Here is a 13,440-nt window from a genome sequence, read left to right as displayed (position 1 = left end):
TCGGCTCGCTTTAATGCCATCCGCTTTAGGCGGGCTTGTTTGCCTTTCTGGCAGACACAAGCTTAAATATCTGGAAAGCTAACACCGCCGCCAGTCCAACAAACCCGATGGAATCGGTGCCGACGCCGGGGTCAATTAAAAAGAATGAAAAACCTAAAAGCACTGTGCGCTCAACCCAGTTGCAACGGCCGAGCAGCCACCCCCCCAGCCCGCTGACCATCGCAATGGTGCCGATGACCGCGGTCGCCACCGCCCAAGCGGTCTGCACTGCCGTCACATCAGGCGACGAGCCGATAAGTAGCAGCGGATTATTCAAAAAGAAAAATGGAATCACAAAGCCGACAAGCCCCAAACGCACAGCAAGCAGGCTGGTTTTAGTCTGGTCGGAGTTGGCGATACCCGCCGCGACATAGCTGCTCATCGCAACCGGCGGCGTAATGTTGGAAAGACAGGCGTAAATCAGACAGAACATGTGCGCCGCCATCGGCATAACACCCACCTTGATGAGCACCGGCACGGCGACCGCTTCAACAATGACATAGGCCGCAACACCCGGCACGCCCATGCCAAGAATCGTGCTCATGATCATGACGAGAAATCCTGTCAGATAAATGTGGCTGTTGTCCACGATGCGCAAAATCAGATAGCCCATATTGAGCCCTAAGCTGGTCAGCGTCACGGTGCCGATAATCACGCCGATGATCACGCAGGAAACACCCACGCCCACCGCGCCGCGCGCACCCTCACAGGTGGCGTCGATCACCTTTTTAAGGTCCATGCGCGTCTCTTTGCGCACCCAGCTGACCGCGATGGTGACAAAGATGGCGGCTACCGCGGCAAACAGCGGCGTATAGCCCATGAACATCATTGCCATAAGCACGACAAGCGGCGCAATCAGATGCCCCTGGTCTTTGATGACCCGCCCCGCGTCGGGGATATTCTCCTTGGCAATGCCCGAAAGGCCGAGCCGCTTCGCCTCAAAATGTACCGAGAACAGCAGCCCAAGGTAATAAAGCAGCGCAGGGATGCAGGCCGCAATCATGACATTTGTATAGCTGACCCCTAAAAACTCCGCCATGACAAAGCCGACCGCACCCATAATCGGCGGGCAAAACTGGCCGCCTGTGCTGGCCACCGCTTCAACGGCGGCCGCGAATTCCTTTTTATAGCCGGTGCGCTTCATCAGCGGAATAGTGATGGTACCGGTGGTGGCAACGTTTGCAATGGCGCTGCCATTAATCATGCCCATCAGGGCGCTAGCCATCACGCTGACCTTCGCCGGGCCGCCGGGGGTTTGCCCCACCAGCGTCAGCGAGATATCGTTGATAAACTGGCTAAAACCGCTGTGTTTTAAAAACGCGCCAAACAACACAAACAAGAAGATATAGGTGGCCGAAACGCCGATGCCCACACCCAAAACGCCCTGCGTACCCCAAAATTGGGTGAGCAGCACGCGCTTTAGCGTAAAGCCGTTGTGTCCCAAGCGCCCGGGGATATACTGCCCCAAAAAGTTATAGGCTAAAAACGCCAGCGCCAAAAAAGCCAAATTGCCCGAGGCGCGGCGCGCCGCTTCAAACACGACCAACAGCGCCAGCCCCGCCACAATCAGGTCGGCCCTCGTACCGCGTCCACCGGTGGCGGCAAAACGGGTGTAGTTTAAAATCAGGTATCCAAACGCAAAAATCGACAATGCAATCAACGCCACATCCCACACCGGGGGCAGCGCACGGGTGCGCTTCTCACGTTTATAAGCGGGATAGAGCAAAAAGGTAAAACAAAGCAAAAAAATGCAGTGAAACGCACGCAGGTTAATCGCGCTCATCGCGCCGATTGTGTTATAATAAAGCTGAAAAACCGCCCAACAAAGCAGCAGCCCCGTCACAACCTTGGCAAACGGGCCGGTGTAGGTGCGGATTCTCGCCTCTGAGTCCTTTTCTTCGAGCAGCTGCTGCGCCTTTAGCTCCAGCGCGTTTTGCTCACTCGCCGACAGCAACGGATTATTTTCCGACATGCGGATTCCTCCTTGAGCACTATAATAAGTATGTACGGCCTATTTTAGCACTTTAAACCAGCAGCGTCAATGCAATTTGAACATTTCGCCATTTTTCGGGTCTCAATTTCGTGCGTTCCGCTATTTTTTTTGTAATCGAAAGCGACAAATGCCCGCAGTTCCATTTTAAGGGCTATATTTAGGAAATTTTATCGAAAATTTTGTGATTTAATCACATTTAAAATAGTTTATTTATGGTATGATAAGGACAATCTCAAAACAAACATCTTTGAGAAAAGGCCTTTGGGCTTTTTATAACAAGCAATTCCGCATTAAAACTGAAAGGCAGGAAATGAGAATGAAAAAGTATGTCTGTATCGTTTGCGGCTATGTCTATGACGAGGCGATCGGAGATCCCGATAACGGCGTCGCCCCCGGCACCAAGTGGGAGGATGTTCCCGAGGATTGGGTCTGCCCCGACTGCGGCGTCGGCAAAGAAGAATTTGAGCTAGAGGCCTAATTTCTCCAAGGCCACCGCAAAAATTCACCGTGGGTAGCACAAATGTGATTTGGGCTGCCCACGGCTTACTTATTTTCGTCCGCTTAATCTTATCCGACAGAAACGCTTGGCTCCTTTGGGGGCCTTGCTTTTAACATTATAGGGAGGTAAAAGGATGAGCAAATATGTCTGCACCGTCTGCGGTTATACTTATGACGAGGCCACCGGCGCGCCAGACACTGGCATCGCCCCCGGCACCAAGTGGGAGGATGTCCCCGAGGACTGGCAATGCCCCATCTGCGGCGCACCCAAATCGGTGTTCGAACCGCAACAGGTTGAGGCGCCCGAAGCACCCGCGCCCGCCAATGCGCCCACTGTACCAATCGAGACCGAGGCGCTGCGCGAACTCACCGTCGGCGAGCTGTCAGCGCTGTGTTCCAACCTTGCGCGCGGCTGTGAAAAACAATATCTGGCTGAAGAATCGGCGCTTTTTACCCAGTTAGCTGATTATTTCAAAGCCAGAACCCCCGCCGAGCCTGAAAGCGATTCCGCCGCACTGCTTGCGCTAGTGCAAAAGGATCTTGAGTCCGGTTTCCCCGCTGCCAATGCAGCGGCAGATCAAAAGCCCGACCGTGGCGCACTGCGTGCGCTGGTCTGGAGCGAAAAGGTCTCACGCATTCTCAACGCCCTGCTCGCCCGCTATGAAAAAGAGGGCGACGGCTTCTTAACAACCACCAACGTCTATATCTGCGAAATTTGCGGCTTCGTCTACGTTGGCGAAACCCCGCCCGAGCTTTGTCCGGTCTGCAAAGTACCAAGCTGGAAGATCGCCAAGGTTGAAAGGAGGTAACGCGTCATGAAAAAAATTGCCGTCAGAAATATTCGCCTGTGCACCAAGGACTGCCTGTGTCTTTACGTCTGTCCGACCGGCGCCTCCGACACTGAGAACAGCGTCATCGACCGAAGCAGCTGCATCGGCTGCGGTGCCTGTGCCGAGGCTTGCCCTTCCGGCGCCATCTCGATGGTGCCGCTGGCATTTCCGCCCCAGCAGCCAAAGTCAGAAAATGTCACCGCTGCACTGCGCGCTTTATCTCAGAGCAAGACAAAGCAGGAGAAAATCGCCCTGCAGCTCGCCGCAAAATCCGAAAGCTCCGTCGTGCGTCAACTGGCCGAAGTGGTGGCAAAATCAAACCGCCTAATGGCTGAAGATATTCTGCGCGAATCAGGCTATATGCTGCCGCAGAGCAAAAACACCCGCGATTTGCTTAAATCGCTTTTGGAGCATCCCCCCACATCCGATTTCCCAACCGGGGTAGTCAAACGCCTGTTGGAGCTATTACCCTTAAACGAATAATTCCTGTGCAAAAATAACTGACAAAAACCCCGCCACGTTTTTACGTAGCGGGGTTTTAGCTTGACACTTTTTTAAATTCATAAAACGACGCTATGCTTCAGCGTCAGAATAACAAAAGCTAAAAACAGCGAGGGCCAATGACGTTGCTAAAAGCATTGGTTCGATGGCGTCCTTTTTTAAAAATGCTGTCGCACAGAGCATTAGAAAAAAGAACCCCCACCTTATAAAAAACGTTTTTAATAACTTCTTGCGGTCTTTGCGGAAGGCTTTAAGCATTTGGGCAACCGAAACGATGGTCATACTAAGCAGCGTCAATATTAAAATAATCCCAAATACCGGAATAAAGCCACTCCCAATGTCCCAATTGAGCTTTATCGCTAACAATATAAAAACCACTGCGATTATAAGTAACGCAATTAAACCATAGCTTATTTTCTTGATTATTTTAATCATAAATCCTCCCAGCTATAACCCTCGCCAATGCTTTTGGTTAGTACAGTATAGCAATTTTTCCATGACATCTCAATCATAAAATTCGCCTTGGCTTACAACGCTTACGCCCCCTGCTCGCGGGCAATGCGTGCGCGCTCCTGTTGCCAGTTTTCGGCCAGTGGATGTGCCTTGGTCTTGGTCTCATTCGAGAGAACCGTCGAATCGGTGCCGGAAATCATCTGTACCACCTCGGATTCATTGCGAGGCTTGTTGCGGGTCCAAACCTGCTCAATCTGCGCGTCGGGCAGACGGCCACAGTGCAGCGCCGCCTTAGCCAGCGCGTCGAAACCGCTTCTAAACTCGGTCTCCATCAATCCAGCCTTTAGTTCCAACAGCGAATATAAAAAGTCGATGTAAACGCCGCTGGCCTGACCAATTGCGTCTGGGAACGGGTTGACCGCCATGGCGGAGATGTACAATTGCCGGATCAGAATATCCAAAAACGCACACCGGGCTTCAAACGGAATCTCGCCGCGCAGCGTGTCGACGCCTCCGTCGCCGTCAACACTGATGAGCTTTTTGGCTTTCAGCTTTTGCAGCAGGTCAATTTCACGCGGGACGGGGTTCCCGTTTTGGTCGTAGTCGGTTTCAGCCGTCTCGCCCGCGTAGTTTTTGATCACCCAAATAATCTCCTGCATGTCGTCGATGTCGTTGGCAAAGCCCGAAACCAGCTTGTCGATGGCATCGACGAGCGCACGATACATCGGCAGATCGCCGACGCCGTCGCCGTTGTTACGAAATTCGATGAACGGAATTGCACCATAGCGGTGCGCCATTACACCATTTTCGCCCATCGTGGCATCACGGGCAATTACGCCGTTTTCCCCCACGGTGTAATAGGTCACGTCGTGGTCGGTCCAAAGCTCGTGGCGCATGGTTTTACTGTTTGGCGAATTGACGCTTCGGATCAGATATTTAAGCCTCGGCTTGATGGAATCGGAGTCGTACACCGGGCGGATCTGCTCGGGTGGCACCGGCCAGTAGCAAAATGCATCGTTTGCGTCGTACCAGTAGGCCAACCAGCCCGCGCCGCAGTTGGTGGCATCTACACCCAAAAGCTTTGCCACCTTTGGGTAGTCGCCGCCAAGCGCTTTAACGAGTTCCTTTGCGGCCAGTTCATTGCCGGGGGCATCGAGCTGCGGCGGGTAGGTCAGCAGATAGCCAATCTTCTGGTCGGTGATGATGCGGTGCCAGTTGGTTGGGATTCGATTGTCCGCCGAATGCAGCGGATTTTTGCCGAGCTTTCGCAGATAGCCGTTCACCTCCGCAATGGCGGCGGCTCCGCTGCGACAGACAGCGTTATTATTTTCGTAATAGCTGCGTGCCTCGCGGGCGAGCGCCGCTTTTTTGGCGTGTGCGTCCTCGGACTCACGCAACAGCTTTTCCAAGAGCTTTGGCATATGTCATCCTCCTTTTATTTGTGTGATGTTTTAATGTTTTGGTCAAGCTTTTTAAAAGCTTGTGGGGTCTTGATCAAGCCGTAGCGGGCATACATACCGCCCGCTGTGATAAGTGGAGTCAAGCAGCCGCGAGCGCACATATATTGCAAGCTAGCTGGACACCCCTAATTTGCCGCCAACAGCCCCCCTTGGTCGGTGGAAATAGGGGTTTATCAAGGGGGAAACGTCAAAAGGTTTCCCCCTTGAGCGGTCTTTTTCCCGCCTGCGGAGCAATATAGCCTTCGACAGCCTGCCGGCACCCCCGCGGCAGCCAGAAGAACCCCTTACTCCACAGCTCAAACGCCCTCAAAACTTCACCCCCCGCCGGGTCATATCCCCCTCACAGGCATAGCGGACGGCGTCAATATGGTGGTTGTCCCGATCGGGATATTGTGACAAAAGCCGTCCCTCGCGGTCCCTGCCAATGGCATAGCCGCAAAACTCCCGTGCGGATTCGGGGCAGCGCACCGGATCAATAACAATTTCCTCAAGGTCGGAGAGCCACTTGATGCCATAGCTCACCGAATCGGGCCCCTTTTTCGCTCCCGCCACCCGCAGGCCATAGCCTTTCATCTCATCAATGCTCTTAGGCTCGGCCGAGTCGCAGATAATTCGCGCCGCCCCGGCTTCTTTTTTGATGCGTTGAGCCGCCGCCCGATTAGAAATGCGTAGCGCATGCACCTCGAAGAACAGGAACAACCGTCGGCGCGCCGCGTCGAAGTGACAGACGTTATAGGCAAATGGGTCGGCGGCATAGCCCCAGTCAATGCCACGGCGCAGGTTATCAAACCGCGCCACCTCCTGTGGGGTCAACTCGCGCAGTGTCACGTTTTTAAAGACCTCGCCGCCGGTACCCACCGCCTCGCCTAAATATTCGTGCCGGTACGCCTCGGGTCGAACCTGTGCCAGATGCGAAGCCTCCGCCAAAAACTGCTCGCCCAGCCACTCGCGCGGTACACTGCGGTAATCGGAATGATGCACCAGCGTGTCACTACGCAGCCCAGCTTCAACCACCTCGCGGTTGACCCAGTCGCCCTGAGATTTGGGCGGGTTAAAGGAATAGAAATTGATAAACCGCTCACCGCCTCGGTTGACCGATTGAAGCACACTGCGGATTTTTTCCATCCCCTCCAGCTCGTTGACCTCCTCAAACCAGGCGTATTTAATATACCCGCGCTCTGCCTTAACCGATTTAAGCTTGGCCGCATCGTCCAGCCCGCGGAACAAAATGCTTTGCCCGCTCGGCAGATAGGTCAGCTTTAAGGGCGAAAGCGAAGGCTCCCACAGCGTCTGCACCCCCAGCGCCCCCACCGCCCACAGTAGCTGTGCGAACACCGATTCTCTTAGCGTCACCGAATATCGGCGCAAAACAATAGCGTGTGTGAAAATGCCCTCACGTGCGTCGCGCATCAGGCAAAGCAGCAGTTCCAAGCTGATGAAGGAGGATTTTGTCGAACCGCGGCCACCCTTTAGCCAATAGTGGGTGTGGCACGCAGCTTTCACGTCCTCATGCACCGCGTCAAACGCCGGGGCGATAAGCTGCGTCAGCCTAATCTCATCCATTGGTTTTTCCCCCGCCACCGCTGCCCGCTGCGTCGCCGCCCGCACCCGTTTCACCACCCGAACTTGACGCTGGCCGCTCGGCGATATCGTCGACGATCTTCACTGGTTCCGTTGGCAATTCCACCGCCGTGCCGGTCAGCTTGTGGTACTTGGCCAGCAGCTCCAGCGCGCGGATTCGCTCGGGTACGCTGGCGGTGTTTTCCACCGTGTTGCCCTGTCGGTCGGTCGCGGTGAATGCCCGCCGCCCCAGCCCGATGTCGGTCAGCTCGCGCAGCACTTCGGCGGCGGTTGCCGTCTCTTTTTTAGCGCCGGGGCGTCTTACGGGGGTCGCGTCGCTATCCAGTCGTTTTTTTGGCATCCTGCCATCTCCCTTCAGTATTCTTCTATACTAATATTGATCAAAGCAATAAAATCAAAAAACCACCTATTTTACCCCACTAAAAATGCAACGCAGGGCGGAAAACAGGCCGTTTTTCTTCATCAAATTCATCAAATATCAGTATCCGGGCAAAGAAAAGGGACAGCAACCGCTGCCCCAAATCTCTGCATTTACAGAATATCACATCCCGTGCGTGGCTTTCTATGGCCAAAATGGGGCTTACCCCCAGCCCAACACAGCTGAGAGACAACCCAGCGCCAAGCCGTTATAACCAATTGAAAAACGGTACTCTTCTCAGCCTTATTCTTGTGCCGACTGTTTTTTAACCGCTGTTACCGTCCAGCGCAAGATCACCCGGTCCAAAATATTCTTTGCAAGACGCTGCTCTCTCCCCTGGTCTAAATTTGGGCATGCGTGCTTGCCCTTGGCTCAAAATGTCGTGGGTCAGATCAGCGCCCCACCATCTATCTACGTAAAATATCTTATTCTCATCTTCATTTAATCTACATGCACCATTTGAAATCTCTACGTGCGTACCATATACCCTTGTCTCCGCGCTATCCCCCCAAAAACATAAACGCCACGCTCTTCCCTTACGCGTGTTTGCTTTCAACCCATTCGGCTGAGCCAACAGGCTTTTTTAGACTTCACACAGAGTCAATTTCGTTTTAATTCTTTTTCTTCCTCATTATAAATATTAAAATAACCCCAGTTCGCCGTCCAGCTCTGGCAACAGTGCCAGGGCGCGGTCGTGCAAGCGCAGCGTCCAACGGTAATCGCAGGTTAACGCGGTGGCCACCTCCTCCCAGGTCAGCCCGTCTATGTACCTATATTCCAACAATAGCTGAAGCCGCTGCTCCGGAACATTTGAAATAACCTGTGCGATGCGTCGGCGCAGCTCTGTCGCATCCACCAAGCGGTCATAAAGCAGGTTGCGCAGCTCGACAATCTCATCCACCGCCGACTGAATCCGATCCTCCCCCCTGTGAGACGGTGCGTGCGAAAAGCTGCTTGTCATCTTCTCGGCGCGCGACTCCCAGCGGCATATTTCTTCCTCCAGGCGCCTGATTGCGCGCTCGTTGTCAGAAAACTGGCTTAAAAAGCGCTTTTTAAAAGCGACAACCTCCTTTGCCGACAGTGTACTCCCCCGCATTGATGTGCCGCGCGGGGGGATGGGTATCAGCGGCAGATCTTCAGGCTTTGTTTTTCTTGTTTGAATGTTGGTCAAGATTTTTCCTCCTCTCCCAACAGTGCAAGCGCACGCTGGCGTTTATGTTGCCGTACCTCTTCGCGGCGGCTGTGCCCGGGCGCAACCACCGTCACACACAGCTCCAAAATACGGTCATAAATACGTTCATAGCGCAAATCCGCCGGATTTTTCAATTCCTCAGCTGTGAGGTTGGTGGTGATAATCAGTGGCTTACCTGTGCGGTAACGCGTGTCAATAACCAAAAAAAGCTGCTCAAGCGCATAGTCCGAACTGCGTTCACTGCCCAAGTCGTCCAGAATCAACAGGCTACACGTCGCAAACTCGTTTAGCAGCGCCGCTTTTTCCCACCGGCTCTGCAATTGAACCAGCAGCAGTGGCAGCGAAATCATCCGCACCGGAATACATCGGTCGATAAGCGCATTGGCTACGCAGGCCGCCGCAAAAGTTTTGCCGCTGCCCACCTCGCCGGTGAACATTGCCCCAATATTTTCGCGATAAAGCTGGTCAAACCGCTTTGCATAACGCCGCGCCCGATCAATCAGCGCGCTTGGCTGCGCTTGTTCAAAGCGGCAGCCAGACAGCGCCGGTTCGCTAAAGCAAAGGCTTCGCAGTCGGCTTCTCTCGGCGTTTTGCTCCTGGCGCTCGGCCTCGCGCTTTCTAATCGCTTCCTTCTCCTTTAGGCAGCGGCACATCACCGGTACAGTGCGTTGCTCCCCAAACAGCGTGACGGTGTGCTGGCGGGGTGTGTGACAGCTTTGGCAATAGCGCAGCCCGTCCTTGAGGTAGGTCTCCTTGCTGGGAACAGCCTGTTCTGCACGGGCAATCACGCCGTTTAAACAGTCGTTCATATGCAGTCCTCGCTTTCATATTTTTTTGCGGTGGACAAGCGGCAAGCTATTTGAGGGCTTGCTCGGGCCGATCCACCGCAGTCTGTGCCGTTGCGCTCCTCCCACCGGCGTACGGCGGCCCGCCAGTCGGTCATGGGCGAGGTGCCAACAAGCCAGCCCTTTGAGGCGTAAAAATCGACAAATCGCTGGGCAGAGACCCTGTATTTGCGTTTTTGGCAATAGCTGTCAACCTGTTCAACCGTTGGGGGGATAAAGCGGTGCGCACCGCACCGCGCCTTTTGTTGGGATTCCACCTCCACTTCGGATTCGACTTCAGATTCGGATTGGGATTGGGATTCGGATTCCGCGCCTACGCGAGCCGCCGATAGCAGCAACTCGCCGCAACTTTTGGCAGACTGCCGCAGGCTGCCATCTTCTGCCGTCGTCTGCGGCAGATTGCCGCAACTTGCCGCAGACGGTTGCAAAGCCTCATCCGACAGCGCGTTTTCCTCGAACGGTGGCGGATATTTTTCTCTTGTACAGCGCAAGCGCTGGTGCTTTTGCCAGTTGCGGATATAAAGATAGGGCTTGTCCGCCACGGTATAGTACGCAACCAGTTCAACTTCAACCAAATGGTCAATGGCGCTGCATATCTGCTCTTCGGTGATGTCGGCGCGGGTGGTAAATAGCTGCGAGCGCAAAAATGCGGGCCGGGCGTCCAACCTGCCATAGTCGTCGACCCGCACCATCAGGCGGTAGAACACCGTTTCTTCAAAGGCGGTCAGGCAGTCGAGGTCATCAGAATAGCAGATGCTTTCTTTTAAAATCCGGTTTGGCATGGCGGGCTCCTTTCTTAAAAAACATAACCAAACTGCGAAAGATTGCGGCGTATCGCGGCCTGTTTTGCTTCGTTGTGTGACAGCAGCCTCTCAAGATGGTCACGCGCTTCGAGCGGGGCGCCAAAGAGCCTGTTTTGCAGCGCAAATGCTTCGTGCCGCAGGGTATCAAGCGCGTCAAATAATCTATCGCACGCCGGGTCAGACATCGGTTCAGGCATTATTATGGCGTGTTCTGGAATTAGAGGAAATATTTTATAATAATTCATGTAAATTTTTACTCCTTTATAATCTTAATCCTATCATAATGAATGAGTGGCTTTCTATGGTCAAAACCGTAGGCATAGCGCGTCTTAAAAAAAGCAAAAAAGGGCACTGCTCAACGCATCTTTACTATAAGGATGCGCTGGCAATGCCCTAAAATTGATAAAAACTTTCTTACTGCCGTTTACTGTCTTGCCGTCTTATGCCGACGGGCTATAAAGCCATTTTGTAAAAATGTGTTTTTATCTTTAAAATTGTGCAAATTATGTTATAATATGTAATAGTTAGCAAAAATTTACGATTTGCTTTACTAATTTGACGGTTTAAAGAAGGGAAGAGTATGAACAAGTTTAAATCTCTCAAGACAAAACTAATCGTATGTATCACTGCAATCGTTTTTTTAACTGCAATTCTTAATCTATTTGTTGGCATTTTTGCTAGCAAAAAGAGTATTACTCAAAATGTAGAAAGTGATTTACGCTCTATTGGACAGACTGCTGAAGTAGCTATCTCTAGTTCTTTAAATAATGTAAAATTAGGTATTCAGTCGGTAGCGAAGTTAGATGTAATTGGAAGATTTGGCACGCCTGAGTCGGAGGTGCTGCGTACACTTGATCGGCAAAAGGAAGTACTAGGCTATCAATCTTTAAGCATCGTGGATAAAAACGGTAAGATTATCAGCAGCAACGCTGATCTAAACGGCAAGAGTGTTCTAGATCAGGAGTATTTCAAAAAAGCACAGGCGGGCGAAACCTACGTTTCTCCAACCACTTATGATATTAATGGAGAGCTATGCATTATTGCCTGTACGCCAGTTTCTAATTCCAACCGCTATACAGGCGTAGTATTGGCGACCCTTGATCCTCAGTTTTACACCGACATTGTAAGAAACATTGTGGTCGGAAAAACCGGAAATGTGTTTATGCTTGACAAAGAAGGCGCCATGATAGCAAGCAAAAACCCAGATCTAATCAATAACAGAACAAATTTCATTGAGAAAGCAAACACCGACCCCTCCTTTGCTACCGCTGCGGTGGTTTACAAAAACATGATTGCGGGCAAAAGCGACGTAGAAACTTATGCGTATGCAACAGGGGACAGAATTTGCTACTATGCACCTATTAATGATACCGATGGGTTGTCCTATGGCGTTGTGGCGCCCATTTCTGAAATGACGGCGACTATTTGGTATACCATTGCCGGCCTTGGTATATCTTCTTTATTGTGCATTATCTTGGGAATTATCTTTGCATTGCTGATCGCGAATACCATCGCGAACCCCATCGCTCTTGTTTGCCGCAGATTGGAGCTTTTAGCGGACGGCGATTTAAAAACCGACACCGTGAAAGTAAACGCCAAGGATGAAACCGGCATTTTGGCCTCTTCACTTAATAAAACAGTCCTGTCGTTAAGAAATTACATTACAGACATTACCGATACCTTAAATGAGATTTCGCAGGGTAATATGCTTGTGCAGATTCAAGGGGATTTCGAGGGCGACTTTGCCCCCATCAAAGAGTCTCTGGTCACCATCACAGAGTCACTTAATTCTGTCTTGTCAGATATTAATCAAGCCTCAGATCAGGTTTCAAGCGGTTCTGCGCAAGTATCCACCAGCGCACAGGCTTTAGCGCAGGGTGCAACCGAACAAGCCAGCTCCATCCAGGAGCTTTCTGCAACAATTACTGAAATATCCGATCAGGTAAATAAAAACTCGACTAATGCTGCTAATGCAAATGAAAATGTAAAGCAGGTAAGAGCTGAAATAGAAGTAAGTAATAAACATATGGCTGAGATGTTAAATGCAATGTCTCAGATTAATGATTCATCCAGCGAAATCGGAAAAATTATTAAAACCATTGAAGACATCGCTTTCCAGACTAATATTCTTGCACTGAATGCAGCGGTAGAAGCGGCAAGGGCCGGTTCTGCAGGCAAAGGCTTTGCGGTTGTTGCGGATGAAGTTAGAAATCTGGCAAGCAAAAGTGCTGAAGCGGCAAAGAACACCACAGCGTTAATTGAAAATTCTATAGATCAAGTAGAAAGCGGCACAAAAATTGCGAATGCAACCGCCAAATCTCTTCTCGATGTTGTAGAAAATATGAAGGCTGTTTCGGAGACAGTGGCGCAAATTTCGCAAGCTTCAAAACAACAGTCAAATGCAATTAATCAGGTAACGCTGGGCGTCGATCAAATTTCTTCGGTCGTACAAACAAACTCAGCAACAGCCGAAGAAAGTGCCGCGGCAAGCGAAGAACTGTCCGGACAAGCCCAAACCATGAAAGAACTTGTTGGTCAATTCAAATTAGAGAATAAAACCGATCATTATTTAAATGATTATGTTGAGCAAGAAGATTACGAAGATATAAGTGTCAATAGCAAATACTAGTTTTCAATTTATTGACGCACTGGGTCCTGTAATGCAGTAGAACTAGAAGCATCTGATGAGCGAACCGTTGAGGCGAGATTTTTCTCCTACCTCTGCGCACCAGCCAAGGATGCTTCTTCTTTTATTTAACGGCTGGATTTTCATTACTTTGTACGGTGTACCTCCGCTACCCGCATAAAAGGGATTACTGCCACCATA

The 13,440-nt window shown here is 51.5% G+C and carries 13 protein-coding genes; 4 read left to right on the top strand and 9 right to left on the bottom strand.

Going from position 1 to position 13,440, the window contains the following annotated elements; all coding sequences use genetic code 11:
* Positions 1-25 precede the first annotated feature (25 nt).
* Complete coding sequence (locus tag RBH76_12005; protein WMJ83445.1) at positions 26-2,011, bottom strand: TRAP transporter permease; 1,986 nt, start codon at positions 2,009-2,011, stop codon at positions 26-28.
* A 337-nt stretch (positions 2,012-2,348) separates the two neighbouring features.
* On the opposite strand from RBH76_12005, the gene RBH76_12000 reads away from it, so the two are divergent.
* The 3 genes from RBH76_12000 to RBH76_11990 all read left to right on the top strand — a co-directional run bounded on the left by RBH76_12000 (position 2,349) and on the right by RBH76_11990 (position 3,843).
* Entirely contained in the window at positions 2,349-2,510 is a 162-nt protein-coding gene (locus RBH76_12000; GenBank protein ID WMJ83444.1) for a rubredoxin, read from the top strand.
* A 154-nt stretch (positions 2,511-2,664) separates the two neighbouring features.
* Complete coding sequence (locus tag RBH76_11995; protein ID WMJ83443.1) at positions 2,665-3,339, top strand: rubredoxin; 675 nt, start codon at positions 2,665-2,667, stop codon at positions 3,337-3,339.
* A gap of 6 nt (positions 3,340-3,345) precedes the next feature.
* A complete protein-coding gene (locus RBH76_11990; protein ID WMJ83442.1) occupies positions 3,346-3,843 on the top strand; it encodes a 4Fe-4S binding protein in 498 nt (165 codons plus the stop codon).
* Positions 3,844-3,933: 90 nt separating this feature from the next.
* Here RBH76_11990 and RBH76_11985 read toward each other — a convergent pair whose 3' ends face one another.
* The 8 genes from RBH76_11985 to RBH76_11950 form a co-directional block, all read right to left on the bottom strand.
* The gene (locus RBH76_11985) at positions 3,934-4,296 is read right to left on the bottom strand and encodes a hypothetical protein (protein WMJ83441.1); all 363 of its coding nucleotides are present in this window, start codon (positions 4,294-4,296) and stop codon (positions 3,934-3,936) included.
* A gap of 101 nt (positions 4,297-4,397) precedes the next feature.
* The gene (locus RBH76_11980) at positions 4,398-5,735 is read right to left on the bottom strand and encodes a phage portal protein (protein WMJ83440.1); all 1,338 of its coding nucleotides are present in this window, start codon (positions 5,733-5,735) and stop codon (positions 4,398-4,400) included.
* A 345-nt stretch (positions 5,736-6,080) separates the two neighbouring features.
* A complete protein-coding gene (locus tag RBH76_11975; GenBank protein WMJ83439.1) occupies positions 6,081-7,337 on the bottom strand; it encodes a phage terminase large subunit in 1,257 nt (418 codons plus the stop codon).
* Positions 7,330-7,695 carry a hypothetical protein gene (locus RBH76_11970; GenBank protein ID WMJ83438.1) on the bottom strand — a complete coding sequence of 122 codons (366 nt, stop codon included), beginning with the start codon at positions 7,693-7,695 and terminating at the stop codon, positions 7,330-7,332. The genes RBH76_11975 and RBH76_11970 overlap by 8 nt, the downstream gene beginning before the upstream one ends.
* Before the next feature lie 718 nt (positions 7,696-8,413).
* The gene (locus RBH76_11965) at positions 8,414-8,944 is read right to left on the bottom strand and encodes a hypothetical protein (GenBank protein WMJ83437.1); all 531 of its coding nucleotides are present in this window, start codon (positions 8,942-8,944) and stop codon (positions 8,414-8,416) included.
* The gene (locus RBH76_11960) at positions 8,941-9,774 is read right to left on the bottom strand and encodes an ATP-binding protein (GenBank protein ID WMJ83436.1); all 834 of its coding nucleotides are present in this window, start codon (positions 9,772-9,774) and stop codon (positions 8,941-8,943) included. The genes RBH76_11965 and RBH76_11960 overlap by 4 nt, the downstream gene beginning before the upstream one ends.
* On the bottom strand, positions 9,771-10,592 hold the full coding sequence (locus RBH76_11955) for a hypothetical protein (protein ID WMJ83435.1): 822 nt from the start codon (positions 10,590-10,592) through the stop codon (positions 9,771-9,773). Before RBH76_11955 ends, RBH76_11960 begins: the two co-directional genes overlap by 4 nt.
* 14 nt (positions 10,593-10,606) lie before the next feature.
* Positions 10,607-10,858, bottom strand: coding sequence for a hypothetical protein (locus RBH76_11950; GenBank protein WMJ83434.1), 252 nt, complete (start codon positions 10,856-10,858; stop codon positions 10,607-10,609).
* Positions 10,859-11,193: 335 nt separating this feature from the next.
* Here RBH76_11950 and RBH76_11945 point away from each other — a divergent pair, with 335 nt between their 5' ends.
* Positions 11,194-13,242, top strand: a complete 2,049-nt coding sequence (locus RBH76_11945) for a methyl-accepting chemotaxis protein (GenBank protein WMJ83433.1) — start codon at positions 11,194-11,196, stop codon at positions 13,240-13,242.
* Positions 13,243-13,440 lie beyond the last annotated feature (198 nt).

This window comes from Oscillospiraceae bacterium MB24-C1 (genome assembly GCA_030913685.1).
In the GTDB taxonomy this organism is placed as follows: Bacteria; Bacillota; Clostridia; order Oscillospirales; family Ruminococcaceae; genus Yanshouia.
This window is presented reverse-complemented; position numbering and strand designations above follow the sequence as displayed.